General features: G+C 49.8%; 25 protein-coding genes. 17 read left to right on the forward strand and 8 right to left on the reverse strand.

The features are described 5' to 3' along the window. The first annotated feature begins 80 nt into the window (after nt 1-80). From UM181_09800 to UM181_09830, 7 genes are all read left to right on the forward strand, one after another. A complete protein-coding gene (locus UM181_09800; protein ID WQC61628.1) occupies nt 81-1,109 on the forward strand; it encodes a LacI family DNA-binding transcriptional regulator in 1,029 nt (342 codons plus the stop codon). Between the two features lie 156 nt (nt 1,110-1,265). Continuing rightward, nucleotides 1,266-2,507, forward strand: a complete 1,242-nt coding sequence (locus tag UM181_09805; protein ID WQC64731.1) for a sugar ABC transporter substrate-binding protein — start codon at nt 1,266-1,268, stop codon at nt 2,505-2,507. A gap of 139 nt (nt 2,508-2,646) precedes the next feature. Continuing rightward, on the forward strand, nt 2,647-3,585 hold the full coding sequence (locus tag UM181_09810; protein ID WQC61629.1) for a sugar ABC transporter permease: 939 nt from the start codon (nt 2,647-2,649) through the stop codon (nt 3,583-3,585). 12 nt (nt 3,586-3,597) lie between these two features. Then, nucleotides 3,598-4,431, forward strand: coding sequence for a carbohydrate ABC transporter permease (locus UM181_09815; protein WQC61630.1), 834 nt, complete (start codon nt 3,598-3,600; stop codon nt 4,429-4,431). 9 nt (nt 4,432-4,440) lie between these two features. Then, on the forward strand, nt 4,441-5,445 hold the full coding sequence (locus UM181_09820) for an ABC transporter ATP-binding protein (GenBank protein ID WQC61631.1): 1,005 nt from the start codon (nt 4,441-4,443) through the stop codon (nt 5,443-5,445). Beyond that, complete coding sequence (locus UM181_09825) at nt 5,442-5,591, forward strand: hypothetical protein (GenBank protein ID WQC61632.1); 150 nt, start codon at nt 5,442-5,444, stop codon at nt 5,589-5,591. Before UM181_09820 ends, UM181_09825 begins: the two co-directional genes overlap by 4 nt. Continuing rightward, the gene (locus UM181_09830; GenBank protein ID WQC61633.1) at nt 5,588-7,090 is read left to right on the forward strand and encodes a mannitol dehydrogenase family protein; all 1,503 of its coding nucleotides are present in this window, start codon (nt 5,588-5,590) and stop codon (nt 7,088-7,090) included. Before UM181_09825 ends, UM181_09830 begins: the two co-directional genes overlap by 4 nt. Before the next feature lie 1,045 nt (nt 7,091-8,135). On the opposite strand, the gene UM181_09835 is transcribed toward UM181_09830, so the two are convergent. Both UM181_09835 and UM181_09840 read right to left on the reverse strand, forming a co-directional pair. Next, on the reverse strand, nt 8,136-8,765 hold the full coding sequence (locus UM181_09835) for a queuosine precursor transporter (GenBank protein ID WQC61634.1): 630 nt from the start codon (nt 8,763-8,765) through the stop codon (nt 8,136-8,138). A gap of 241 nt (nt 8,766-9,006) precedes the next feature. Continuing rightward, the gene (locus UM181_09840; protein WQC61635.1) at nt 9,007-9,702 is read right to left on the reverse strand and encodes a DUF599 domain-containing protein; all 696 of its coding nucleotides are present in this window, start codon (nt 9,700-9,702) and stop codon (nt 9,007-9,009) included. Nucleotides 9,703-10,162: 460 nt separating this feature from the next. Between UM181_09840 and UM181_09845 the strand changes: the two genes are divergently transcribed. Both UM181_09845 and UM181_09850 read left to right on the forward strand, forming a co-directional pair. Further along, entirely contained in the window at nt 10,163-10,360 is a 198-nt protein-coding gene (locus UM181_09845; GenBank protein ID WQC61636.1) for a hypothetical protein, read from the forward strand. Between the two features lie 318 nt (nt 10,361-10,678). After that, nucleotides 10,679-10,900 (forward strand): hypothetical protein, encoded by a 222-nt coding sequence (locus UM181_09850; protein WQC61637.1) that lies wholly within the window; start codon nt 10,679-10,681, stop codon nt 10,898-10,900. Between the two features lie 37 nt (nt 10,901-10,937). Here UM181_09850 and UM181_09855 read toward each other — a convergent pair whose 3' ends face one another. After that, the gene (locus UM181_09855; protein WQC61638.1) at nt 10,938-11,900 is read right to left on the reverse strand and encodes an aldo/keto reductase; all 963 of its coding nucleotides are present in this window, start codon (nt 11,898-11,900) and stop codon (nt 10,938-10,940) included. Between the two features lie 110 nt (nt 11,901-12,010). Between UM181_09855 and UM181_09860 the strand changes: the two genes are divergently transcribed. Next, nucleotides 12,011-13,099 (forward strand): D-TA family PLP-dependent enzyme, encoded by a 1,089-nt coding sequence (locus tag UM181_09860; protein ID WQC61639.1) that lies wholly within the window; start codon nt 12,011-12,013, stop codon nt 13,097-13,099. A 170-nt stretch (nt 13,100-13,269) separates the two neighbouring features. Here the strand turns inward: UM181_09860 and mgrA are convergent, their stop codons facing one another. Continuing rightward, nucleotides 13,270-14,301, reverse strand: coding sequence for an L-glyceraldehyde 3-phosphate reductase (mgrA, locus tag UM181_09865; protein ID WQC61640.1), 1,032 nt, complete (start codon nt 14,299-14,301; stop codon nt 13,270-13,272). A 776-nt stretch (nt 14,302-15,077) separates the two neighbouring features. On the opposite strand from mgrA, the gene uxuA reads away from it, so the two are divergent. The 4 genes from uxuA (at nt 15,078) to UM181_09885 (ending at nt 19,637) form a co-directional block, all read left to right on the forward strand. Beyond that, nucleotides 15,078-16,259: a mannonate dehydratase gene (gene uxuA, locus UM181_09870; GenBank protein ID WQC61641.1), complete on the forward strand. Its 1,182-nt coding sequence runs from the start codon at nt 15,078-15,080 to the stop codon at nt 16,257-16,259. Nucleotides 16,260-16,330: 71 nt separating this feature from the next. Then, a complete protein-coding gene (locus tag UM181_09875) occupies nt 16,331-17,353 on the forward strand; it encodes an Ldh family oxidoreductase (protein ID WQC61642.1) in 1,023 nt (340 codons plus the stop codon). 235 nt (nt 17,354-17,588) lie between these two features. Beyond that, on the forward strand, nt 17,589-18,611 hold the full coding sequence (gene iolG, locus UM181_09880) for an inositol 2-dehydrogenase (protein ID WQC61643.1): 1,023 nt from the start codon (nt 17,589-17,591) through the stop codon (nt 18,609-18,611). 528 nt (nt 18,612-19,139) lie between these two features. Beyond that, nucleotides 19,140-19,637 (forward strand): RT0821/Lpp0805 family surface protein, encoded by a 498-nt coding sequence (locus UM181_09885; protein WQC61644.1) that lies wholly within the window; start codon nt 19,140-19,142, stop codon nt 19,635-19,637. A gap of 26 nt (nt 19,638-19,663) precedes the next feature. On the opposite strand, the gene UM181_09890 is transcribed toward UM181_09885, so the two are convergent. Beyond that, a complete protein-coding gene (locus UM181_09890; protein WQC61645.1) occupies nt 19,664-20,155 on the reverse strand; it encodes an SH3 domain-containing protein in 492 nt (163 codons plus the stop codon). Nucleotides 20,156-20,263: 108 nt separating this feature from the next. Between UM181_09890 and UM181_09895 the strand changes: the two genes are divergently transcribed. Beyond that, entirely contained in the window at nt 20,264-21,250 is a 987-nt protein-coding gene (locus tag UM181_09895) for a D-glycerate dehydrogenase (GenBank protein WQC61646.1), read from the forward strand. A 564-nt stretch (nt 21,251-21,814) separates the two neighbouring features. Here UM181_09895 and phbB read toward each other — a convergent pair. The 3 genes from phbB to UM181_09910 all read right to left on the reverse strand — a co-directional run bounded on the left by phbB (nt 21,815) and on the right by UM181_09910 (nt 24,826). Next, on the reverse strand, nt 21,815-22,537 hold the full coding sequence (phbB, locus tag UM181_09900) for an acetoacetyl-CoA reductase (protein WQC61647.1): 723 nt from the start codon (nt 22,535-22,537) through the stop codon (nt 21,815-21,817). An 86-nt stretch (nt 22,538-22,623) separates the two neighbouring features. Next, complete coding sequence (locus UM181_09905; GenBank protein ID WQC61648.1) at nt 22,624-23,799, reverse strand: acetyl-CoA C-acetyltransferase; 1,176 nt, start codon at nt 23,797-23,799, stop codon at nt 22,624-22,626. Between the two features lie 205 nt (nt 23,800-24,004). Then, nucleotides 24,005-24,826: an EAL domain-containing protein gene (locus tag UM181_09910; protein WQC61649.1), complete on the reverse strand. Its 822-nt coding sequence runs from the start codon at nt 24,824-24,826 to the stop codon at nt 24,005-24,007. A gap of 85 nt (nt 24,827-24,911) precedes the next feature. On the opposite strand from UM181_09910, the gene UM181_09915 reads away from it, so the two are divergent. Further along, nucleotides 24,912-25,481: a DNA-3-methyladenine glycosylase I gene (locus UM181_09915; protein ID WQC64732.1), complete on the forward strand. Its 570-nt coding sequence runs from the start codon at nt 24,912-24,914 to the stop codon at nt 25,479-25,481. Nucleotides 25,482-25,655: 174 nt separating this feature from the next. Beyond that, nucleotides 25,656-26,276, forward strand: a complete 621-nt coding sequence (rpsD, locus tag UM181_09920; protein WQC61650.1) for a 30S ribosomal protein S4 — start codon at nt 25,656-25,658, stop codon at nt 26,274-26,276. Nucleotides 26,277-26,302 lie beyond the last annotated feature (26 nt).

Raw genomic sequence — 26,302 nt, forward strand, 5'->3', positions numbered from 1 at the left:
TTTACACGAGTTAAGTAATAATATATCCGTGTGAAGTTATTGATTGAGGTTAAACTTCCGTGAATTGAGTGGAGTTCGCTATGAACGATAAAATAAAAAACATGGAAGACTTTGCATCCGTGTGCGGCATTTCTAGACCGACCTTATCAAAATATTTTAACGCGCCTGAAAGCGTGCGAAAATCAACACGGTTCAAAATTGAAGCGGCTTTAGAGAAATTTGACTATCGTCCGAATATCTACGCAATTAATCAGAACAGACGGCAAACAAAAAATATTGGATTGGTTGTGCCTAATTTGACCGATCCGTTCTTTGCAGGGATTGCGCGCACGATCGAAGGGCTGATTATTGATGCAGGCTATAATCCACTTCTTCTCAGCTCGCATGGTGGGCCGCAACAAGAAATCACCAATCTTGAAAGCTTGCGATCTATTAAACCGGCAGGCGTGCTACTAGCGCCGTTAGGACGAGCGTCTGATCAAAGGCGGGTAAATGAATTTACGCGCGAAGTGCCAACCGTATTATTTGATGCCAATCTTGACGAAGCAGGTGAAGCTTTTTTCGGCTCGGACAATAACCAAAGCATTGGTTTAATTGTTGAATACCTGTGTAGAACGGGTGAGGCTCCAGCGTTCTTTGAGATGAAAAACCCAATAAACCCCAACGCTTTTAAGCGACGTACGGCGTATCTTGCTGCGATGGAGAAGCTCGGTCGTGAGCCTGAATTAATACAGGTTGACGGTGAGGGCTGGAACTTTGAAGAAGTTGGTTTTTTAGAGGGAGGGAAAGTCATTTCAGATGGCCGCCTTCGAACAAATACACTTTTATGTTCGAATGATCGGCTGGCCATAGGCTTGCTGTCAGCGGCTTTTGAGGCGGGTCTTCGCGTGGGGCATGCTGACGGATGTGATTTGCGGGTGGCCGGCCATGATGATCACCCATTCTCACGATATACATGCCCTTCTTTGACAACTGTTTCACAGGATTATGCGGCAATAGGTCAATGCAGTGTTGATACGATTATGAAGATCATTGATTCGAATGAAAAAAGCCCAGAGCGTGAAGTGAAGCTCTTTGAAGGGCGTTTGATTATGCGCGGCTCAGCATAAGCCATTGCATTAACGCAAGTATTTATAAAATTTTACACGCGTAAATTAAATATTGACGTCGCGTATCTTATCCATCTAGGATGTCGAGCATCATCCAATTAGGGAGGTTCCAGGATGTCTTTTAAGAAATCACTGTTTGCGGTAAGCGCGGTGGCCATGATGGCTGGCGGGGCTTACGCTGCAGACTCACTGACAATCGCGATCGTGAACAACGGTCACATGATCAACATGCAAAAAGTTGCAGAAGCCTACACAGCGGAAACAGGCGTATCACTGAACTGGGTGGCGCTGGAGGAAGGCGTTCTGCGCGAGCAAGTGACATCAGATACCGCAACTGGTGGCGGTCAATACGACATCATTAATATCGGTATGCAAGAAGCACCAATCTGGGGTGCGGCGGGTTGGATTGAACCGCTCAACTTTGGCGCAGATTATGACATGGACGATATTTTGCCGGCGATCCGCGCGGGCTTGTCGCATGAGGGTACGATGTATGCAGCTCCATTCTATGGTGAATCTTCGATGGTCATGTATCGCAAAGATTTGACGGATGCCGCTGGTGTTGTGGTTCGTGATAACGATTCGTGGGCGAATATCAAAGGTGCAGCGGCCGCAATGCATGATCCCGACAATGGCGTCTACGGCGCCTGCCTGCGTGGTAAGCCAGGTTGGGGTGACAACATGGCCTTCATCACAACTGTTGTGAATTCATTCGGCGGTGCCTGGTTTGACGCAGATATGCGTCCAACAATCGATACAGCCGCTTGGGAAGAAGCGATCAACTTCTATGTAGATCTATTGGGGAATTATGGACCTCCTGGTTCAGAAGGAAATTCATTCAACGAAATCCTTGCACTTTATAACGAGGGCAAATGTGGCATGTGGATTGATGCGACAATCGCGGCCTCATTCTTAACAGCTGACGGTGTTGCATATGCACAATCACCAAACGCGGGTAACCCTGTTGGTGCAAACTGGCTATGGGCGTGGGCGATGGCAGTTCCAGCGGGATCACCCAATGCTGATGCTGCAAAAGCTTTCATCGAATGGGCAACGTCCAAAGACTATGTTCAGGCCGTAGGTAACCATCCAGATTTCGGTTGGGGATCTGTTCCAACAGGTCAACGGGCTTCAACTTATGCATTGTCAGAATTCCAAGCCGTTGCAGGTTTTGCAGCAGCGGAAATGGCGGCGATTGAATCCGCGGCGCCTGCGGCGACAGATCTGAAACCCTATGTTGGTGTTCAGTTTGCAGCAATTCCAGAATTCCCAGAAGTGGGCAGCGCGGTTGCGCAGGAAATGGCGGCAGCGTTATCAGGTGCGAAATCCGTGCAAGACGCGCTTGCAGCCTCACAAGCAGCAGCTGAAGCGATCATGTCAGAAGCGGGCTATAACTAAACTTTCTCCCGAAAGTGAAATTGGGGCTCAGATAATCCATCTGAGCCCCAATTTTTTCCAGATGGCTTGTATAAAAAGCAAGCAATGAGAGCTTCTTTGAAGTACTACGCTGGGTTCTATCAATAATGGACAGAGTATAATGTCAGATCGAAGCCTTCCACGCCTACTCCAGACGCCCGCAGTGCTGCTCCTTCTCGTTTGGATGCTGGTACCGCTTTCTATGACGCTGTATTTTTCGTTCATTCGATATGTGTTGAACAGTTTGCGCCGCCCCGAATGGACAAAACCAGCGATCAGTAACTGGCGTGGATTTGGAAATTATGAATTTGTTTTGAATAACAAAGATTTCTTGTTGGCAATTCAGAACAGCCTTCTCATCGTATGCAGCATTATCATACTCACAGTGGTGCTGGGCGTGTTCATCGCAGTTTTGATCAACAAGTCATTTCCGGGCCAAGGTATCGTTCGGGTTCTTCTAATTTCGCCATTTTTCGTGATGCCGGCCGTGAATGCGGTTTTGTGGATTAACATGATCCTTGATCCTGTGCTCGGTTTGCAAGGGCTCGCCATAGAGGGCTTAAATCAGCTTATTGAAAATTTGCAAAATACACCTCTGCTGGGCAATTTCTTTTCACTTTGGCCTGAGTTTGAGCCGATTTCCTTCCGCGCAACGCAAACATCTGCCTATGCAGTAATTATGATGGTGACCTGGCAGTGGACCCCTTTCGCAGTGCTTATCTTTATGACGTCGCTGCAATCTGAGGACATACAGCAAAAGGAAGCCGCCATATTGGATGGTGCGGGTGCGTGGTCGCAATTTCGGTTTCTAACTTTGCCGCATCTGGGCCGGCCAATCGCAATTGTGGTGATGATTCAGGCGATTTTTCACTTATCTCTCTACGCTGAAATTGAGATTGTCAGCCGCGGGAATGGCAATAAAAACCTGCCTTATTTGATCGGTGAATTTGCGAATAACAACATCGGCGCTGCCAGCGCCACCGGCATTATTGCGGTTATTTTGGCCAATATCGTTGCGATCTTCCTGCTTCGGATGCTTGGCAAAACCTTGATGGAATGAGGGGATAGAATAATGGCAATTGTTGCACAAACCTCAAAATTTGTAAAATTTGCGCGCCCTGTCTTAGCGTGGTGTGTCGGGCTTTTCTTCTTTTTCCCAATCTTTTGGATGGTTTTAACGAGCTTTAAAACCGATGCAGATGCGGTGAAGCCAGCGTTTTTACTGTTCTTCACGCCGACGCTAGAGAATTATCTAAATATGACGGAAAACTATGATTATTGGCGATTTGCTCAAAATTCGGCAATCACTGCGATTTCCGCTACGTTTTTTAATCTTATTGTCGGAATCCCTGCCGCCTATGCGATGGCGTTTAATCCAAGTAAGGCGACAAAAGATGTGTTGATGTGGATGCTATCAACAAAGATGTTACCTGCCGCGGCTGTTCTTTACCCGATGATTTTCTTGGCCAAAGGGCTGGGGCTTTATGACACGCATATTTTGGTTATCACCGTAGTCAGTTTGATCAACCTGCCCTTAGCGATCTGGATGCTGTTCACATATTTCAAAGAAATCCCTAAGGATATCATCGAAGCAGGCCAGATGGATGGTGTGAACACCTGGGGTGAAATTAAAGAGATATTGGTGCCGCTGGCTTGGGGAGGTATTGTCTCAACTGCTTTGTTGATTTTTATTTTTTGCTGGAATGAAGCCTATTGGACCGTCCGGCTGACAACGATCGATGCGGCTACGCTCTCAAAACTCATCGAAGGGAACCGCGCACCTGAAGGGTTATTCTTTGGCCGCTTGTCTGCAGTTTCAACTGCCGCGGTCGGACCGATCGTGGTGTTAGGGTGGTTTTGTCAAAAACAATTGGTCAAAGGATTGACCTTTGGCGCCGTGAAATAAGGAAAGATCATGGGAAGAATCGTATTAGATAAAGTCACCAAAAGCTTTGGTGAAACTCAGGTCATTCCACCATTGAACCTCACGATTGAAGAGGGTGAGTTTGCGGTTTTCGTGGGACCGTCAGGGTGCGGGAAATCTACGCTGTTGCGCATGATCGCAGGCTTGGAAGATCTTACTTCTGGTGAACTTCACATCGATGGCGCAGATATGACTGCGGTTTCGCCTTCTAAACGCGGTCTGGCGATGGTTTTCCAATCCTATGCTTTATATCCACATATGAGCGTTCGCAAGAATATTGGCTTTCCGCTTCGAATGGAAGGGATGAGCAAAGCCGAGATTGACGAGAAAGTGAATGCCGCCGCTAAATCGCTAAACCTGTTAAATTACCTCGATCGAAAACCCGCGGCATTGAGCGGCGGGCAGCGTCAACGGGTTGCCATCGGCCGTGCGATCGTGCGCAATCCCAAAGCGTTTCTGTTTGATGAGCCGCTATCGAACCTTGACGCTGCCTTACGGGTTGGAATGCGCCTTGAGATCAGTGAAATGCATAAGCGCATGCAAAATACAATGATTTACGTGACGCATGATCAGGTCGAAGCAATGACGATGGCGGATAAGATTGTTGTCTTGCAAGGGGGATGCATTGAGCAGGTTGGGTCCCCTCTCGAGCTGTACAAAACACCAAAGAATTTATTTGTCGCAGGATTCATTGGATCGCCAAAGATGAACTTTTCGCAAGGCGAGGAGGCGTCGAGGCGCGGGGCTGCCACAATTGGAATTCGTCCCGAACATATCGACGTTTTATCTGAAGCTGGTATTTGGCATGGCACCGTTGGCGTAGCTGAACATCTAGGATCGGACACGTTCTTACACGTGCATGATACAGGGCTGGCCGACTCGATCACCATTCGCGCGCCGGGCGACGTAAATTTCAAATATGGCGATAAAATCAGCCTTTCTCCACGTGAAGACGTTATCCATAAATTTGATGCGCAAGGACAGCGGATTGAATGAGACGACAAGAAGAAAATTCAACGTTAAATATAGACGTGGCAGGTGAAATTATTCCTAAATGTGGCAAAGCCATTGCGGGCGATTATGCCGATTATGCCGTTTCTTATTGTTCAGACATAGATCTTAAGCGGTGGATGAACGGATGATAAAGGCGACGCTAGAAAAAGATTTGCTGAAACTTTCTAATACGACTTTGGATAAGATTTCCGGGAATGTGAAAAAGCCGCTTTATGATCGCGCGCGGCTGAAGGCCGGTATCGTGCATATTGGTTTGGGAAATTTTCACAGAGCGCATCAAGCGTGGTTTCTTCACCAATTGATGCAAGCGGGCGAGGCGATGGACTGGGCAATTGTCGGTGCCGGCGTGCGTGAGTTCGATTCCAAACAACGACAGAAACTACTCGCGCAGGATTTTTTGACAACTCTGATTGAGCTAGACCCAAAAGGTCAATCAGCTGAGATTATTGGTTCGATGATCGATTATGTGCCGATCGCAGAGGGAAATGCTGACTTAATTGCGCGTATGGCACAAGAAGATATTCGTATCGTGTCTTTAACCGTTACAGAGGGCGGATATTATATCGATCCGCTATCCTCTTCTTTAGATGCGGCGCATCCAGATATTCAGCATGATGCAAAATACCCAGAAACCCCCAAAACAGTATTTGGTGCGATGATAGCGGCCCTGAAGCTGCGTCGAGAGGCTGGTGTGGGCCCTTTTACCGGCCAAAGCTGTGATAATTTACAAGGCAATGGTGCTATATTGCGGCGCACTGTTGTTTCTTTGGCCGCCCTTTCTGACCCTGATTTGGCTGTCTGGATTGATCAGAAGTGTTCGTTTCCAAACTCAATGGTTGATTGTATCGTTCCAGCGACGGGGCCTTTGGAATGTGAGCTGGTTAGAACCCTTGGGATTGACGATGCGGTTCCCGTGACTCACGAAAATTTTCGCCAATGGGTGATAGAAGATGATTTTTGCGCAGGGCGTCCAAACTGGGAAAAAGTTTCAGTAACGATGTCATCTGATGTGCATACTTTTGAATCTATGAAAATCCAAATTTTGAATGCTGGCCATCAAATTTTGGCAAATCTGGGTGAGATAATAGGTCTGAATACCATAGATCAATGCATGCAACACGATGAAATATCTTCATTTTTTGAACAAGTGCAGCGCCGGGAAATTGTGCCCCACGTGGCGGCAGTTCCGGGCATGCAACCACAAGATTATGTTGGCCTTGTTGCCAGCCGCTTTGCTAACCCAAAAATTAAGGATACTGTCAGGCGCGTCGCTTTTGATGGCGCCGCGCGGCATAGCGGCTTTTTACACCCCACAATTCGGGCGGCATTGTCTTGTGATACTGCGGTTGCAGGGCTTGCTCTGGTTGAGGCAATTTGGGCAAGAATGTGCTATGGGATACGTGAAGATGGTTCGACCATAGCCGCCAATGATCCGAATTGGAGCTTTTTAAGCGCATTGGCAAAGCGCGCAAAAGAAAGCCCAAGCCTATGGTTGAGTGATACAAATTTATACGGTGATATTGCCGAAGACCCACGTTTTCACGATGCGTTTTGCACGAAGCTTACGCATATCTGGAAGCATGGCGCTTGCTCAACCATAAAGGATTATTGCTCCAGCGGCTTTTAAAGAAGCGTGACGGTTTTTAAATCTAAACCCTTACAAAAAAGATGCAAAAAGCGTCTTTAGGGGCGGCGTAAAATTGATCGAAAAAGCAAACGGTTTTGAGTACGGAGCCATTGCCTAATATTACAGCGCAGGTTCCTTAGGTTCAAATAATATGGGGGGATGAATGACGCGATTATAAATAAAGCTCCTTTGGTGATCTCTGGCTATATGGTTGATTTTGTTTTGCTAAATACGTTTTGTGTGCGTGGCTTGGGGAAGTTCAACATCCAATTCATTTTAAATGGAGAGGGGGCGCGAATGGGTTCATTACAGTGAAGGAACATCGCGCCCGAATACGAGAGCTGGATTAATCCTTTGGAAAAGTTGCGCTGTAGGCTTCGCTGATGCCCAGCTTGCAGGCGCCTCTGAAGGACCTTTTTTGCAGATGATTAAGAGATATTGGATTGAAAAGGACATATAGAGACCCAGACCATATCACGCGACTGTCTAAAACTGACGCGGGCAGCTTTCGTTATGTCATGCACCCGCGTTAACGGGAAACTCTAAGGCATATTCTGGGGCGGTGATGCTTTTTATATACCAGAGCTCTCAATACTCTGTCGCAATTGCATCAGCTATGACATGCAAGTTTGTTTGATGCGCTGGTAGAAAATCCTTATGGTTTCTTCTGCTTCGAGTGTTCATCTGACGTCTCAGTAGGCTCCTGAGGATCGAAAGCGATAAAAAATTGATGGGCGGCATAAAGGCTCAGACAGAGCGCAAGCATAGCCCAAATTTGATTATCCCCCCATAATTCGAGCCCCGTCCATAAAACGCAAGCTGCAACCACGCCAATGCGCCGCCAAAGAGGTTGAAAAAAGGGCAGTTGCAAATCGATTGCTTTTCTTTTCCGCATTTTTTGAACCTAACTCTGAATGGGCGCATTGGAATGCGTTATATTAAATCCCTTTTAGAGCAGTATAAAGCCATCTTTTCATGCAAAGATTTAATGCACGCCAAACAGGGAGGTTCTCCGTTGCCTGTGCTGGATACCGGTCTTATTTTTCTACCGACTTGCGCCGGCCAGGATACGAAACGGAACCAATGCTATCAGGGCAACTGACAATTTTACGATCCAATCCGCGACGGCCAAAGACACCCAAAGCGGGGCGTCGCTCCCAACGGTTAGCAATGGCACAAGGTCCCAAGCCCATGAGATCTCATCGTTGGCCGCATCGGAAAAAACCGAAACGCTTGCCGAAAAGGCAATCGTAAAAAACAAAGCGGTGTCCACGATGGATCCCACAATCGTAGACGCAAGAGGCGCGCGCCACCATTGGCCATTGCGCAGCCGATTAAAGATGAACACATCGACCAATTGAGCCACGAGAAAGGCACTTCCAGAGCCAATTGCGACGCGCAAAGCCACCGCCGGATACTCATAGCCATCGCCTTGCAACATAATTTGACTGCCGATTAAGGAGCAGAAGATACCTGTCACAAACCCTGAAAATACGACTTTACGCGCGTCTCCAGGCCCATAGAGCCGGTTTATCAGATCGGTGACCAAGAAGGCGAGCGGATAGGTGAAAGCCCCCCAGGTAAGAAGCCCATCGAGCAGCAAAAACTGCACCAAAATATTTGAGGCAACGACAATAGCCGCCATCGCGGCGATTCCGGGAAGTAATCTGTTCATTTTTTAATCCGTTTTATCAAGGTGGCGGAGACTCGGCCCATGATTCTCATGCGCAGCGCTGAGGTAGGCTGTCTATCTCTACAGGTCAAGCCCCGCGAAGCGTGTTGCTATCAGTTTCAACTTGGATGTGTTTGGACGACTTTCGCCCGCAGTTAAAATTGAAGCATAGATTGGTATGCAAGGCAAGTTGGTCGATCAAACGGAATTGATGCTTTTGCCCCTTAGCAGTTTTGCGTTGGCCCTAAGCTTGATCTAGCAAGACCAGACGCGAATGGGAAAGAAATTCACGGCGTAATAAAACGCTGAGCGTGATCAAAGTGGCGACAATAAGCGCTATTGGCCCCACCAGCCAAGCAGCAGCAGCGAGCGAGAAATAGATCGCACGCAAACCACGATTATAGCTGCGGGCGCCGGTAATATTCACTTCGCTGGCTTTGCGCGCTGTTGGTAGCGTCAGCGGGTCATTGGGGTCATTTGGAACCGCCGCCATCAATATGGCGCAATAGCCAAACAGACGGTGTGCCCAAACAAATTTTAAAAAAGCATTGGTGAGAAAAAATAAAAGCAGCAACAGTTTGATTTCCCAAACCACCTGAGAGCTGGCATTTAGATTAAGGTCGATAGCGACGCCGATCAATTGATCTGCATTGCCGATCAGTGCCAATGCACCCCCCGTAGCGATCATTGTGGTCGAGGCAAAAAAAGCAGTGCCTTGACGCAATCCATTCAAAACTTGCGCGTCAAAAATGCGCACATCGCGGGCGGCCATATGCTGCATCCAATTTCGCCGGTGCTCTGCCATTAATTGTGATACCGAGGGGCGCGCGCGCGGCGCATATTCGATCAGCCCGCCAATGGCGATAAAAGAAAATAAGAGCAAAGAGACGGCTGCCAAATCAAGTTGCGAAAATAATGTGAGCCGATCTATCCAAGTCATACCGCTACCTATGGGCTGGTTGGGTGCTTGCCAATAAAAAACATCATAGAGCATGGCATTTTTCAAATATAAGATGCCGTTCAGCCGCAGATTGCGCGCTGCCGCCTCGTTTTTATGGGCGATTTCCGGCCTTGGCTTTCGCCTTTACCTGATAAAATTCGAACACCGGTGAAAACCGCGGTCCTCAAGCATGGACTTTTAAGGGGGCGTTGTACATGCGCTCATCAGTGGGCGCATTTTTCCCAAACCTACATTGCGCAGAGGGCCGCGCTGCTAGCCAGCCATTTGAATATACGTTCCCATTCGGACGAGTGGACCCGTAACAAAACGCGTGGGATGTGTTGATTTGGTCATTTTGGATCAAAAGTTAAAAAATGCCGCGGTTGAAAACGGGTTTTCACGTTTCTTATTCCTTTTATCTTGGCTATTATCTGGACGTCTCGTATCTCAAGGAAACATCATGGCGCTTGTTTTAAGGTTTCTTCCAATTCTTCTGGTCATTGCTGTCCTGCTTTTGTTTTTTAGACGCTCAAGAGGGAAGAAAATGCCTTTTCCGGCAGCTCAGGGGGGCAATGGTAAGTTGTTTTTGACCCTAGGCGCCACGCTTGTGGCGTTCGTGCTGTTCGTCATGGGGGCAGAGCTGATAACGCGTCTGTAAAAGCGTCTATGAAAGCCTCTGTAAAAACGCTGTGAATTTTAGTGTCGGCCTTAGGCGATGCGTTTCACTCGGTGCTTCACAGAGATGCGGCGGGTGCAATTCAATAAAAAAGGGCAGTGCAGTTACCCAATTTGAGAATTCTACAGAGCGGTGTGGCGTTCAAAACTGAGGGTACCTTTAAGCGCGATGGCGTGTAAAAAAAATAGAAAAGCCTTTTAAAAAATTTAACCAAATGCGGCCTTGATAAAATTTCAATTAATTTATATCTGTTTCGTATACGAAATTTTTGATCTTTAAACGCGTCAACAGGATGGGCTCATGGGATATAATACGAATTTTGAAATGGGATTAAAAGAGCTGGAAATCGTAGAGGACGCACTGCGTTTTCGGTTGAACCAATTGTCGAAAAGTTCGTCTTCGAACGAAAAGACATGCTTGACTGGAAAGAAAGAAATTTCGGAGATTCAATCTGTGTTAGGCAGCCTGCACAACCAAAAGCTTTGGTATCGGCCAACAGATACGCCCTACGTGAGCGGATAGCTTCGGCCCAAAGTTTCGCGGCGAGACGTGGTGAATATTAGCCTGGCTTGTAGACGCGATCGGCCTCCGGATCGCCAAGGTCAAAAGTAAGTTGTGCCAATTCTGCCAAAGCGGGTTCTGGCAATTCAAGCGCCGCCCATTCAAGCGTTTCCTCCACGCGCTCGGGTCTGGAAACGCCCACAATTGTAGATGTCACACGCCTCTCACTAAGAGAAAATTGCAACGCGGCTGCCCCTAAGGGGATGTTGTGGCGGGAACAGACATCTTCCAAAGCCCGTACGGGTTGCAACTGCTTTGCATTGGCGGGCTGATAGGTGATCTTTGGTAGGATATGGCTGCCCTTGGCAAGTACGCCCCCTGCATAGGGAGCGGCATTGAAAACAGCAATGTCTTGCGTTTGCGCATAGTCAAACATCGGGCCTGCTGAACGGTTCAACAAAGTAAACCGATTATGGCTAATCAAACTGTCAAACGGATATGCTTTTAAGATCGGAAACATGATGTCCAGCGCGCCCATCGCAAGACCGACGGCGGTGACCAAGCCCTGTTCCTTAAGTTTAAACAAGGCATCAATTGCGCCGCCATCGCGGGTTACTTCGTCTAAGTCATGCGCGTGTTCGGGATCATGAAGATGTAGAAGTGGAATGCAATTCAGGCCAAGGCGCGTCAGGCTTTCTTCGATTGAGCGCGCGACCCGATCGGCGTCAAAGCGCCCTGTTTGCATGTCACGGTCAAGCTTTGTGGCTAGCACAAAGCCGTCAGGTAACCCCCCTCGCGCTTTGATCGCTTGCCCAATCCGGCTTTCGCTGCGCCCCAATCCATAATTATTTGATGTATCCAGAAAATTGATTGGCCCCTCAAAGATTTTTTGCAAGGTGATCTGCGCGCGCGCCTCACTTACCTCATACCCATAGGTATCGGGCATATTGCCCAGCGCCGATGCACCAAAGGCCACGGGTGTGACGCTGAGCCCGCTGGTGCCTAACTTTTGTTTTTTCATCGCCAAAAGGCTACGCTATTTTAGGGCGCTTAGCGAGTTTAAAGTGGCGCTATTTGCCCGATCGACGTAAGCTTCAATTGCGAGTGTTAAATCTGAAGGGCAGACCTGTTATGAGGCCAATTGATCATACGTTGAAACAAACCATTATGCGCGATTTTGGCACACCCTGCGCTGTTATTGATCTTGATAAGGTTGAGCAAAATATCCAAACAGCGCAGCGTTTATGCGCCGCCCAAGGCCTTGCCAATCGGCCCCATATAAAAACGCATAAATCGCCAATTTTGGCCAAAATGCAAATTGCTGCGGGGGCGCAGGGGATCACTTGTCAGAAACTTGGCGAGGCTGAAATTATGGCGGATGCCGGGATAAGCGATATCGTGATTGCAACCAATCTGCTGGGCGCTGCGCGCTCGGGTCGGTTGGCTGCGTTGCAAAAGCGCGTCGCTTTGAAAGTCTGTGCTGATAATCGCGTGAGCTTAACCGCCTATGCGCAGGCTGCGCAAGATGCAGGGCGCCCTTTAGAGGTTCTGATTGAATGCGATACGGGGCAAAACCGTGCCGGCGTTGAGACCCCACAGCAAGCTTTAGATTTGGCACAGGTGATTAAAGATGATCCGCATTTGAGGTTTGCTGGCTTGTTGTTTTACCCGCCGTTAAACGGCTGGCCACACACCCAGAGTTTTTTTGATGCGGTGCAGGCGGGATTAAACCATCTTGGTCTCATAGCAGGTATCGTTTCGACCGGTGGAACGCCAAATTTCAAGAATATCGGGCAGCTGCGCGGCGCAACCGAGCATCGCGCCGGAACCTGTATTTTCAATGATCGGATGATGATCGCCGCGGGGTTCGCCACGCAAGAAGCGTGCGCTTATCACGTTTTCACCAGCGTTGTGAGCCGAGCTGGCGCCGAGCGCGGTATTTTGGATGCGGGTTCAAAAACCTTCACCTCGGATATAGGAGGCTTAGATGGCTATGGGCATATTATTGAATATCCAAACGCTCGCATTGATAAATTTGCAGAAGAACACGGATTTTTAGATTTATCCCAAACTGCGCGCAAACCTGAGATAGGAGAGATCGTCCGCGTCATCCCCAACCATGTTTGTGTGTCTGTAAATATGTTTGATCAATTAGTCGCCATTCGGGGCGACCAAGTGGTTGCCTGTATCCCAGTGGCAGCGCGGGGAAAGCTTGTGTAAAGTTTTAAAATTAAACTTGGGCAAAAAGGCTTCAGAGCAGATCTGCCACAGAGCCCGCTTGTGCTGCTGGCCCGGCTTATCATGATGGTTAAGACGTAAGAGGCGCACGCTTCTTGGGCGGCACATCCGGCATCGATCCTCCACTTGGCAAGGCCCATCCGGGGCTTTGATTATGCAAGCTCGGATGAGGCGGCCCATAGGTTCAGGTCTCGATCAGTGGCATAGGCATTGATGCGCCGAAGTTCATCTTCGCTAAACTCTAAGTTCTGGATCGCACCGGCACAATCCACCACTTGCTCGGGCTTTGACGCCCCAATCAGCGCTGAGGTTACGCGCCCTTCGCGCAGCACCCACGCCAGTGCCATTTGGGCCAGGGTTTGACCGCGTGCCTCTGCAATAGCATTTAAACCGCGCAAGGCCTCGACCAGCGCATCGGCGATCCGGCCGCGATCAAGGCTTTTCTCTTGCATGGCGCGGCTATCGCTGGGAATTCCGTTAAGATACTTGTTTGTGAGAAGCCCCTGGGCCAAAGGCGTGAAGGCGATTGACCCCATGCCAAGGCTGTCCAAGCTGTCAAGCAGACCATCGGTTTCGACCCAACGATTGAACATATTATAACTTGGCTGATGGATCAGACAGGGGGTACCCAGCGCCTTCAAAATTGCCACGGCTTCTTGCGTGCGCTTGCTGTTATAGCTTGAAATGCCTACATAAAGTGCCCGCCCAGAGCGGACGATATGATCCAAAGCGCCCATCGTTTCTTCTAAAGGTGTATTTGGATCGAATCGGTGTGAATAGAAAATATCTACATAGTCCAAACCCATCCGCCGAAGCGATTGATCACAAGAGGCAATCAGGTATTTGCGGCTGCCCCATTCTCCGTAGGGGCCATCCCACATATTATACCCGGCCTTTGAGCTTATCAATAATTCGTCTCGATAGCCGGCGAAATCTTGGCGCAAAATATCACCAAAGGCTGCTTCCGCACTGCCGGGCGGTGGTCCATAATTATTGGCCAGATCAAAATGTGTGATGCCATGATCAAACGCTGTTTGGCAGATTTTTCGTTTGGTTTGATGTGGAAAATCATGGCCGAAATTATGCCAAAGGCCCAAAGATACTGCCGGCAGTTTTAAACCGGATTGACCGCATCGGCGGTAAACCATTGCGTCATAGCGTGAAGATGCGGGCGTATAGGTCATTTTATATCCAAATTTGTAGGGCAGATGCCATGCGTTTTAATAGGCGCTTTAAACAGGGGCGCTCAATCTGTTTATCTGACGCATCATCTCTCTGGCAAATGGTTTCAGATCTTAAGTCGTTAAATTTTAAACCTAAGTTACTGGGCAAACTCAATAGGTGTCTGAGGCCATTTGCTCGCTTTGAACAAATCACGCATGGGGCCAACGCGCCGCCCAATTGGACTGCGTTGCGCCCTGCAATCAATCGTTATGCGCTGGGCCGGATCTTTTTTATCAAAGATCCCCCCCGCTTAAAAGTTTCTTTGTGGGGACTTATTAAGCAGTTGCGCTGAAACTCTAGGCGTGAAGGGCTAGAGCGTATTCACAACGAGCCTTGAGCCGCTGAAAACCAAGCTTCGGCTGTGCAGGCGCGGTCTCTGATGACACCCGTAATGCGCAAACCTTAATTCCTCCCGAATTTTGTGCATCATTGAACGCGATCCTCCCAGACGTTTCAATGTTACTTTGGCCCCCTTTTTTTGGGGGGGCCTTTTTTTGTTTCTACTCGCGAAAACCAAGCTAAAACCTAGAACCTCAGCTGCGTAAGTGGGGATGGTCAATCCAGAGGCTTTGCAGCCCACTTTGAGAGAGAGGTGCGCGATTAAGATCCAAATTGTACAATCACGTGGTTTATGCAATCGTGCCGGACACTCAGCCGGAACGCGCTGGTGCGCGCAAGGCTTTTGAAAAAGCCGTGCGTTTTACCTGTGCTCCAGCTTTTAAAACGGGAGAGATCAATGATTGAATCGTGGCGTTGGTTCGGGCCGCTTGATAAGATTTCTTTGGATCATATTGCCCAATCTGGCGCGGGGGTATTGGTTTCTGCATTGCATGAAATTCCATATGGAGACGTATGGGATGAGGAGGCGATCAAAACGCGGCAAGCGCTTATTGCGCAGGCCGCTCGGCCCTTATCTTGGCAAGTGGTGGAAAGTCTGCCGCTGCATGAGAATATCAAAAAAGGCGAAGGCGATTTGCCGCGTATTTTTGCAAATTATCGACAATCAATGGCCAATCTTGCGGCCTGCGGCATTAAAACGATTTGTTACAATTTTATGCCTGTTCTGGATTGGACCAGAACAACGCTGGATTGGCAGATGCCATCGGGCGGCCAAGCGCTGCGCTATTCTGCGGTTGAGATGGCAGCTTTTGATATGTTCATCTTGCAACGCCCCGGCGCGGAAGACGATCACGCCGAACAGGTGATTTCGCAAGCTCAGCTATGGTTCGAAAAGGCGGATATGGAAGATAAAGACCGTTTGTTGTCTTCGATTATGACGGGCTTGCCGGGGGCTTATGATAGGTATGATGTGGCTGGCTTGCGCGCTGCTTTACAGGCATATGAGGGGCTGACACACAAAGATTTAAGGGCGAATTTGAAGCGGTTTCTGCAGGAAATCATTCCCACGGCGCAAGAGCTTGGCGTAAATATGTGCATTCATCCAGATGATCCTCCTTGGGATATTCTGGGCTTGCCGCGTATTGTCTCAACGCAATCTGATATCGCTTGGATTTTAGAGGCAGTAGAGGCGGATGAGAATGGGGTCACGTTTTGCACGGGTGGTTTCGGGGCGCATCCTAAGAATGATTTGATCGCAATGGCGCGCGCTTTTGCGCAACGTGTGCATTTCGCGCATTTGCGCAATGTCACAAAATCACCCGATGGATCTTTCCATGAATCAGATCATCTGGGCGGGGATGTCGATCTGGTAAAGGTGATGGAAATTCTACAGGCTGAAACGCATCGTCGGCATGCGGAACAACAGGGTCGCCCGATTTATTTTCGGCCAGATCACGGCCATGCTTTGGCGGGCGATAAGGGGGCTGGCACGCATCCGGGATATCCTTATATCGGGCGCTTGAAGGGTTTGGCTGAACTGCGCGGTGTATTGGCGGCGCTGAACGCGGCCTCTGTTTGAAACAAAATCGGTCATTTCCAGCTTCTAACCGCGAATGAAACAGGTTAGAGGGCAGGCAAATGGGAGATGGCATGACTGATATCGAGAATATAACCACATTAAGTGTTGCGGATGCGGTTCGCTTCGTAAGCCGGGCTTTTGTACAAGCTGGGGTTTCTGAGGCCAATGCAGCTACGGTTGCTGCAGCTTTGGTTGCCGCAGAAATTGATGGACAAAAAGGCCATGGGTTATCGCGGGTGAAAAGCTATGCGTTGCAGGCGCGGTCGGGCAAAGTGAATGGAACCGCGGTTCCGCAGCTTGAAATCTGCAGCGCTGGGCTGATACGAGTTGATGCGCAAAACGGGTTTGCTTTTCCCGCGATCGCTTTGGCAATTTCGGAATTGCTGACGCGCCTGCCAGAAACAGGCATAGCGGCTGCGGGGATCATAAGATCACATCATGCCGGTCAAATGGGCGCGCATGTCGAGGCCTTGGCAGAGCAAGGCATGATTGCCCTCATGTTTGCCAATACGCCCAAAGCGATGGCGCCCTGGGGGGGAAGCCAACCGGTGTTTGGCACCAACCCGATTGCGTTTGCCAGCCCTCGAGCCGATGCGGCGCCTTTGGTAATTGATCTTTCGCTATCCAAAGTCGCCAGAGGTAAAGTGATGGCGGCTGATAAAGCCGGCGACTCGATCCCCGAAGGATGGGCTTTGGATCGAAATGGCCAAGCGACGACTGATCCCAAAGCGGCTTTGGCCGGTTCAATGGTGCCCCTTGGCGATGCCAAAGGTGCCGCCTTAAGTCTCATGGTTGAAATTCTATCTGCCAGTTTGATCGGTGCCAATCATAGCTTTGAGGCCACATCCTTTTTTGACGCAGAAGGCGCGCCCCCTGGCGTGGGGCAAATGATCATAGCGATTGACCCAAAAAAATTCGGTGGCCAGGCATTCGAAACCCGCCTCAGCGCTTTATGTTCGGCCATCTTGGAGCAAAGCGGTACGCGCCTGCCCGGCGCAAGCCGTGGTCAAAAGCGTCAAGACGCCCGCCAAAACGGGGTCAATATTCCGTCACATTTGCGCAAAGAAGTTGAAGATCTGATTGCGGATGCTTAGCGCGCCGCAGGGCGAAACTTGTCATTCCGCGCTATTCTTAATGGCATGACGCTGTCTTGAATATTTTTCCGGGCGTTTTGCTTTTCTCATTTTGGTTTAATGTTGGTTCGAGTGCTTGGGCATATTTTCAAGTTGCTCAAGCCGTTGCGGGCGCAGCTGCTGAGGCTTGACATTAGAGCGCTCAGTGTAAAGCCTGTGAACGAACCGATTACCCTGTTATTTTAGGAGAAAAGAAATGCTCAACATAGCGGTTTTGGGATGTGGACGGATAGGGCGCATGCATGCAGATAATATCGCGCGCCACGCAGATGCTGAATTGGCTATGGTCTATGATGTCCACGTGCCAAGCGCCTCTGCCGTGGCCGAACAGCACGGTGTACCGGCAGCATCTAGCCCGCAAGACATATTTTCCTCGGGTCATGTGGATGCTGTATTGGTCGCCACCACAACCGAAACCCATGCGGATTTTATTGAAATGGCGGTGGCTGCGGGCAAGCCGGTGCTGTGTGAAAAACCCATTGATCTCAGTCTCGCACGCGTCAATGCCTGCGCAGAAAGAATTTCGGGCAGCGATGTGTTGATCCAACTGGGCTTTAACCGCCGTTTCGATCCGGGCCATCGGGCCGCGCGCCAAGGTTTATTGAACGGAGATATTGGTGATTTGCATCAAGTGATTATAACCTCGCGCGACCCTGAAATGCCGCCCAGATCCTATTATGAAAGCGCCGGTGGATTGCTGCGCGATATGACCATCCATGATTTTGATTTGGCCCGCTTTATTCTGGGCGAAACCCCGACAGAGGTTATGGCGATGGGGGGGCGTTTGATCGATCCTGCGTTGATGGAGGAGCTAGACGATCTTGACAGCGCGATGATCGTCATGCGGACGGCGGATGGCAAACAATGCCAGATTAATAATTCGCGAACGGCGGTTTATGGCTATGACCAGCGATTGGAATTGCTAGGTTCAACGGGCATGTTGATCAGCGATAATCGCAAGCTGTATGAGTTGCGCCGCTACTCGGCGCAGGAAAGCGAAACAAGCCAGCCCTATTTGCATTTCTTTTTAGAGCGCTATCACGAAGCCTTTATGGCAGAGATCGCTGCTTTTGTTGAGGCCGTGAAAAACCATAAACCCGCAGAGGTTGGCTTTGAAGATGGGCGTCAGGCCCTGCTTCTTGCTGAAGCTGCGTATCTTTCTATCTCTGAAAAACGGCTGGTGCAGGTCGAAGAGGTTTTCGAGCGTTTGGCGCAATGACCTTGCCGACATTCCGATTTTAATGCTCCGCGCTTCAGCTAAACGATTTGATAAGAAAGCCGTATTATAAGATGTGAAGTTGGTTTTTGTCTTCATTTCCTCCCTTAAAAGACTGGTGGGCCTCGTGCCCACCTTTTTTATGGATTCGGCAACTTCTTTTTACGCCTTGCCAAGGGCGACTATGATTTCAAGCTGTCCGTTCTCTCGGCCGAAAGCTTGATACTTATCACTCAATCACAATAATTTTACCCAAATTTTGACGCCGGGGGATAGCCAGGGCTTTGGATCAACCCTGCTGCGTTTCATCTAGGTTTTATGAACGTTTTTGATTGAAAATCATAGTTTGCGTGGCATCGGGCATTGTTACTCTGTCTGGTGCAAGCAAAATCTACATTTTGCAGCGGGTGTTTTATGTGCGGATTTTTGCCGGTAGGTGTCAGTTGGCTATTTAAATCAGTTGGTTTCTACGGCATGATATTTGTATATTTATATCGACGGGCGCTGGCGCTGACGTAACAGGAGAATGCTATGAGAAAACGCGTGATAATATCGGTTCTTATGATCGCTTTGGCGGGCTGCCAAACTGCCGGCGGCGGTGTTTCTCAAGCACCGGGCGAGCCAGGCCGTAAAGAAACAATTGGCACGCTGAGCGGTGCGGTTGTGGGGGGCGCCTTAGCCAATCAGATGGCCGAGGGGTCTGATAATCAGCAATTTGCGACATTTTTGGGCGCTGTGGCCGGTATGGTAATCGGGGCAGATATTGGGGCCTCTCTGGATGAGTTGGATCGCCGGATGTTGAATAATAATTATCAAACCGCGCTTGAAACCTCGCCCACGAATACAGCCGTTGCGTGGAAGAACCCCGATAGCGGCAATAGTGGCAGCGTAAAGCCAACGCGCACGTTTTATCGCGCTGACACGGTGTGCCGCGAATATACGCAAGAAATCATCGTTGGTGGGCGTAAAGAGCAAGGCTATGGCCAGGCCTGTCGCAGCGCGGATGGAGATTGGCAAATCGTTAAATAAGCAAACGTGATGGTTTTAGAGCGCCGCTAATCGCGCAATTCGTTTGGGTAAACACCCCAAAGCGTGTCTTTTGGCAGCCATCCTTTAAATTGACCGGATCTTGCGCGGCACCAATCCAAGGTGCATTCGTCGATGCTGACGATGACATTATGTTCAATCCGTGCGCGCAAGGCACTGCTGCGATCAGGGCGTGAAAGCAAGGGGTGCATGTCGGTCGTTACAATCGCACTGCGGACACCAGAGAGCATCGAATAATGCACCCAGCCTCCGGCGCCGTCGATATCTCGCACCCGCCGCCAGTTTTCATATTCGGCATAAATTTCCAAAGGCATGTTTTTGCGTGTAAACACCCAATCAATCCGGTGCGATAAGGAAGGCCCGCGGCGGGCATGGGCTTTGCTGGCTTTCAAAGACACGTAGCGCGGCATGGGCAGGTTGGTCACTGGGCCGCGCTCTTGTGCGCAAAGGCTGCTGGCCAATAAAAAGCTGAGAACGATTGGGGCTATAATGCGCAGCATGTTTGACGCTCGAAATCCTGTTTCAATTTTTTATCTAGAGGTTCTTGTGCCTTGATGCAACTTACGTCACTTTATGCGGGTAACAGCTGTGTCAGTAAAGAGGCTCATATGCCATCAGATAAACTTCGCGTAGCCGTGACGCGCCGTCTTCCTGAAGCGGTCGAAACGCGTATGAAAGAGCTGTTTGATGTTCATCTGCGCGACCAAGATACTCCGATGGAGCGGGCCGAGCTGGGCGCTTTGATGAAGACAATCGATGTTTTGGTGCCGACCGTCACCGATGATATTGATGCGGCTTTATTGGCGCAAGCTGGCCCAGATCTAAAGTTGATCGCTAATTTTGGGGCGGGTGTTGATCATATTGATGTGAAAACTGCCAATCAACGTGGCATTCTGGTTTCGAACACCTCTGGCGTGGTGACTGAGGATACGGCGGATATGGCGATGGCGCTGATGCTCGGAGTGACGCGCCGGATTCCTGAAGGTTTAAGCATGATGCAATCGGGCCAATGGTCGGGTTGGTCACCGACCGGATTTTTGGGGGGGCGCTTGGGAGGCCGCCGCCTGGGTATCCTTGGGATGGGCCGCATTGGTCAAGCGGTTGCGCAGCGCGCGCGCGCCTTTGGCGTTCAAATTCATTATCACAATCGCAAACGCCTGCATTCAGAAACTGAAAGCCAGTTTGAGGCCACCTATTGGGAAAGTCTGGATCAAATGGTGGCGAGAATGGATATTCTATCGATTAATTGCCCCCATACGCCGTCGACGTTTCATTTGATGAACGCGCGGCGCTTGAAGCTTATGAAACCAAGCGCGGTGATCATAAATACTTCCCGTGGTGAGGTGATCGATGAAAATGCTCTAACGCGGATGCTGTCAGCCGGCGAGCTGGCCGGTGCAGGATTGGATGTGTACGAGCATGGCACGGATGTGAACGTTGATTTGCGCCGTTTGGCAAACGTGGTTTTATTGCCGCATATGGGATCTGCCACGATAGAGGGGCGCATTGAAATGGGCGAAAAGGTTATCATCAATATCAAGACATTTGCGGATGGCCATAGACCCCCTGATCAGGTTTTTCCAGCGATGCTTTAGGCCGGAAATAGCGCCAGGCAACGCGTCATTCGATGGCCATGCGCGTTGGCTTGGCATAATCGAATATGTCGCAGCTTTGGCATTCAATCGGTTTACCCCATGTTAGGCGACGGGCTTTTGCGACGCTGTTGAGGGTTATTTTTTAAACATCTGCAATTATTGGGGTATGTTTCAGTTCGGATTTAGCTCTATACGCCCCGGACCATTTTGCACCACCGAAGCTTACAGCTTACAGCTTACAGCTTTTGTAAAATCGCATTTCGCCGATGAAGAAAGGTCATTTACCCATGCCCCTGCTTTTTATTATAAGTGGCGGATGGAAAGCCCTGTTTGATCTCGTTAAAAAACGCCGCGCCATAGCTGCAGATCAAAGAGGTTCTGTAAGGGCGAGCGCGTCGCGCGGCAGAGGTGGCTATCCAGGTATCGCCCGCAGATTTTTTGCAACAGCCTGTGCTGCCATGGCCTCCCCTGACCGTGTTAGGGAAACGCTCACATATTTTGGGCAGCGTTTTGCGCACATAGCGCTGCCCAAACCATAACTATAAAGTAAGCAGATGCCTTGGCTTAAGCCAAATATTGCGCGCCATTGGCGTTTAAAGTTGCGCCATTGATAAAGCCAGAGCCATCAGCGGCCAAAAAGACCGCGCAGCGTGCAATTTCCTCTGCTTGACCAAGGCGCCCCGCTGGAATTTGCGCCACGATGCCATCGATCACTTTTTCAGACAGGTCTTTAACCATATCTGTGTCGATATATCCCGGGCAGATTGCATTTGCGGTGATCCCATATCGTGCGCCTTCTTGGGCAAGGGTTTTTGTCATCCCCAAATCACCAGCCTTAGAGGCCGCATAATTGGCTTGGGCAAATTGGCCTTTTTGACCATTGATCGAGCTGATTGTAATCACTCTGCCAAATTTGCGCTCGCGCATGCCGGGCCAAAGCGGGTGCGTCATATTAAAGACGCCAGAGAGGTTGGTATCAATAACCTCGCTCCATTGCGCGCGCGTCATTCTGTGAAAAGGTGCATCGCGCGTGATACCGGCATTGTTGACCAGCACGTCGACGGGCCCCAGCGCGGCCTCAACCTCGGCGATGCCGGCAACGCAAGCATCATAATCGGCAACGCTCCATTTGAATGTTTTTATGCCATGCTCTGCCGTGAACGCCGCAGCTGCGGCGTCATTTCCGGCATAAGTTGCCGCGACCTGATAGCCGGCGGTTTTCATTGCGATCGAAATAGCGGCGCCTATTCCGCGGGTTCCGCCTGTAACCAGCGCGACTCTTGACATTATCTTCTCCTATTTTTGCATTAGAAATATTATTACAAATATTGTATATATTTAGCAATAACATTTCTTAGTGGTTTGTGATTTATTCAGGGGCGCTCTAGGCACATGGCCACACCCATACCGCCGCCAATGCATAAAGTTGCCAACCCTTTTTTCGCATCACGACGCTTCATTTCGAAAAGCAATGTATTCAAAACCCGCGCGCCTGAGGCACCAATAGGATGCCCGATGGCAATGGCGCCACCATTGACGTTGACGATATCAGGATCCCAGCCCATATCTTTGTTGACAGCACAGGCCTGCGCGGCGAACGCTTCGTTGGCTTCAACCAAATCTAAATCGTCCACAGACCATCCGGCTTTTTCAAGCGCTTTGCGGCTGGCATAAACCGGCCCAACGCCCATGATAGAAGGGTCAAGTCCGACCGTTGCATAAGAGGCAATCCGCGCCAAAGGTGTGATCCCGCGTTTTTCGGCCTCATCGGCGCTCATTAGCAAGGCACCCGCTGCGCCGTCATTCAAACCTGATGCGTTCGCAGCTGTGACGCTGCCCTCTTTCGCGAAAGCTGGGCGCAGCTTTTGCATCGCGTCCATCGTTGCACCATGGCGGATATATTCATCCCTATCCACGACAATTTCGCCTTTGCGCGTTTTGATCACAACCGGCACGATCTCATCAACAAATTTACCCGCATTCTGGGCTGCTTCTGCCTTATTCTGAGAATTCACGGCAAAACGGTCTTGTATCTCGCGGCTAATTTGCCATTTTTCTGCCACGTTTTCTGCGGTTTGACCCATATGATAGCCATTGAAAGCATCCCAGAGACCATCTCGGATCATGCTGTCAATATAACTGACATCGCCCATTTTGTGACCGGCGCGCAAATGCGCGACATGCGGAGAGAGCGACATATTTTCTTGTCCACCCGCGGCAACAATCTGCGCATCTCCCAGTTGGATATGTTGAGCGGCCAAGGCAACGGCGCGCAAGCCCGATCCGCAGACTTGGTTGATGCCCCATGCCGCGCTTTCAATCGGCAAGCCTGCATTGATATGGGCTTGACGCGCTGGGTTTTGGCCTTGGCCTGCGCTTAACACTTGCCCGAGAATTGTTTCAGAGACCTCCGCTTTCTCGATACCGGCGCGCGCGACCAGGGCTTCAAGCACTGTTTTGCCAAGATCATGGGCGGGCGTCGTTGCAAGGGATCCGTTAAAGCTGCCAACCGCTGTTCGGGCTGCAGAGGCGATTACGACATTGGTCATGGTGGTCTCCAAATTTGCATTGATAAAACAATTGAACGTGCTTGCGCGAGTGTTTAAAGCAAATGCTGCATCGCAGCAACACAAGATTGCTTTCTGCTGATATCGAGCGCGCTGACGCCACGTTAAGCGTTATAGGGGCGAACATACAATATGCCCCATCACCGCGATTTATAAAGATGTGCAAAGGAGCTGGGAGGCGCGCGCGCTACGCGATCTCGGCTCCTGGCCAGTCAAGCCTCAGCGTTGGGCGTCCGAAAAAATACCCTTGCTGGCATATTACGCCGCTCTTGTTCAGCCAAGCGCTTGTTGCGGATGTTTCAACCGCCTCGGCTATTGTATACATGCCAAAATGGCGTGCGATGGATAATAAGGCGTGCACCAAAACCTGATGATCCGCATTATGCTCGACATCTTTGATGAATTGCCCGTCAATTTTTAAAAAATCGAACTGAAAATCTTTCAAATATCGAAACGACGTGGCCCCAGACCCAAAATCATCCAAGGCAAAACCAACTCCGCGTTGCGATAAATCGCGCATGAACGGGATCACAATTTCTGGAAGCCGCATCGCAGAACCTTCGGTGATTTCCAAAATAAGCCGTTTGCCGATAGAGGGGGTGCGTTGCAGTGCCTTTGATAAAATGTCAGTCCATTTGTGATATCCAATCGAGCGCGCTGACATATTAATCGAAAGATATAGGTTCGGGTGATCGCGCAGACGCCTCAAACCAAGAGCAAGGGCATGGCAATCGATGGTACGCGCGATCTCTAATTCTTCGATCAGCGGCATGAATTTCGATGCGGGTATAATCTGGCCTGATGCTTCGCGGATCCGAACCAGCGCTTCAAAGCAGAAAACTAAATTGGGCTCGGCGCTTTTGACGATCGGCTGGAAGGCAAGCAGGGTGTCGTTTTGGTCTACAGCCCGGACCACCCTGCGCAGAATGTTTTTTTCATTTTGGGCGTTTGCAAAAGCCAAAGGAGACGTGTCTTCGCTGGATATATCCAGAGGATTGCCGATTTGCATGATTTACTCCATTCTGGATCCGAGGAAAGCTTGCAAAAAATTAGATAACAAACCTCTAACAAAGCAAAAAAGGTGAATGAATAAAATGGAAGATCGGTCGCGCTGTGGGTGGCATGGGCAAGATCCGGTATATCGTGCCTATCACGATACGGAATGGGGCGTTCCAGAAACCGATAGCCGTGCGCTTTGGGAAAAACTGATTTTGGATGGGTTCCAAGCCGGGTTAAGCTGGATCACAATATTGAAAAAAAGGGATAATTTTCGCGAAGCCTTTGCTGGGTTTGATCCCAATATACTGGCAAGCTGGTCCGAAAAAGACGTTGCACGATTGCTGCAAAACCCCGGGATTATTCGACATCGAGGTAAAATTGAGGCAACCCTCTCGAACGCAAGGGTGTGGCAGAAAATCGAACAGCGCGTCGGGTTTGCAAATTTTTTATGGGCCTATGTGAAGTTTGCGCCTTTGATAAACCATTGGAAAAGTTTAGACGAGGTGCCCAATTACACGCCCTTATCCACGCAAATTTCAAAAGATTTAAAGGCTGAGGGGTTTAAGTTTTGTGGCCCGACAATCGTCTATGCGTTTATGCAAGCAACGGGCATGGTGAATGATCATTTGGTGGGGTGTTTTCGCCATTCACAGGTGGCGTTATAGCCGGCTTCCGGCATCGAAACTTCGCCCAATAAAAATAGAGGTGCAGGATTGACTCTGCCTTCTGTGCCTATATAAGCGCGGCTTCATTGGTGTTGGTGGCCCCCGCAAGGGGATGCCTGTCGGAAGCAATTCAGAGGACAACGCCCTTCGACAATTAACAGAAGGAGATCAGCCGTGACCAAACGCACGTCTGCCAAGCATAAAATTGATCGCCGCATGGGCGAAAATATTTGGGGTCGCCCCAAATCCCCCGTAAATCGCCGCGAATATGGCCCAGGGCAACATGGCCAGCGTCGCAAAGCTAAATTAAGTGATTTCGGTTTGCAGCTGCGCGCAAAGCAAAAGCTAAAAGGGTATTACGGCGATCTCACCGAGAAGCAGTTTCGTCGTATTTATGCCGAAGCCGAGCGTATCAAAGGCGATACAGGCGAGAACCTTGTAGGCTTGCTGGAACGTCGCTTGGACGCGGTAGTGTATCGCGCAAAATTCGTGGCAACGATGTTTGCAGCGCGTCAATTTGTGAATCACGGTCACGTGACCGTGAACGGACGCCGCGTTAATATTGCGTCATATCGCGTGAAAGAAGGCGATGTTGTCCAAGTGCGTGAAAAATCACGTCAGATCGCGGTTTTGATCGAGGCTACGCAATTGGCCGAGCGCGACGTGCCAGATTATGTGGACGCAGATCATTCTAAAATGTCTGCCACATTCGTGCGTACGCCAAGCTTTGGTGATGTGCCATATCCGGTGATGATGGAACCAAACCTCGTGATCGAATATTACGCGCAGAATTAATCAAAGCGCATTCCTGTTTGGGGCCG

This window comes from Alphaproteobacteria bacterium US3C007 (assembly GCA_034423775.1).
GTDB lineage: Bacteria > Pseudomonadota > Alphaproteobacteria > Rhodobacterales > Rhodobacteraceae > Thalassovivens > Thalassovivens spotae.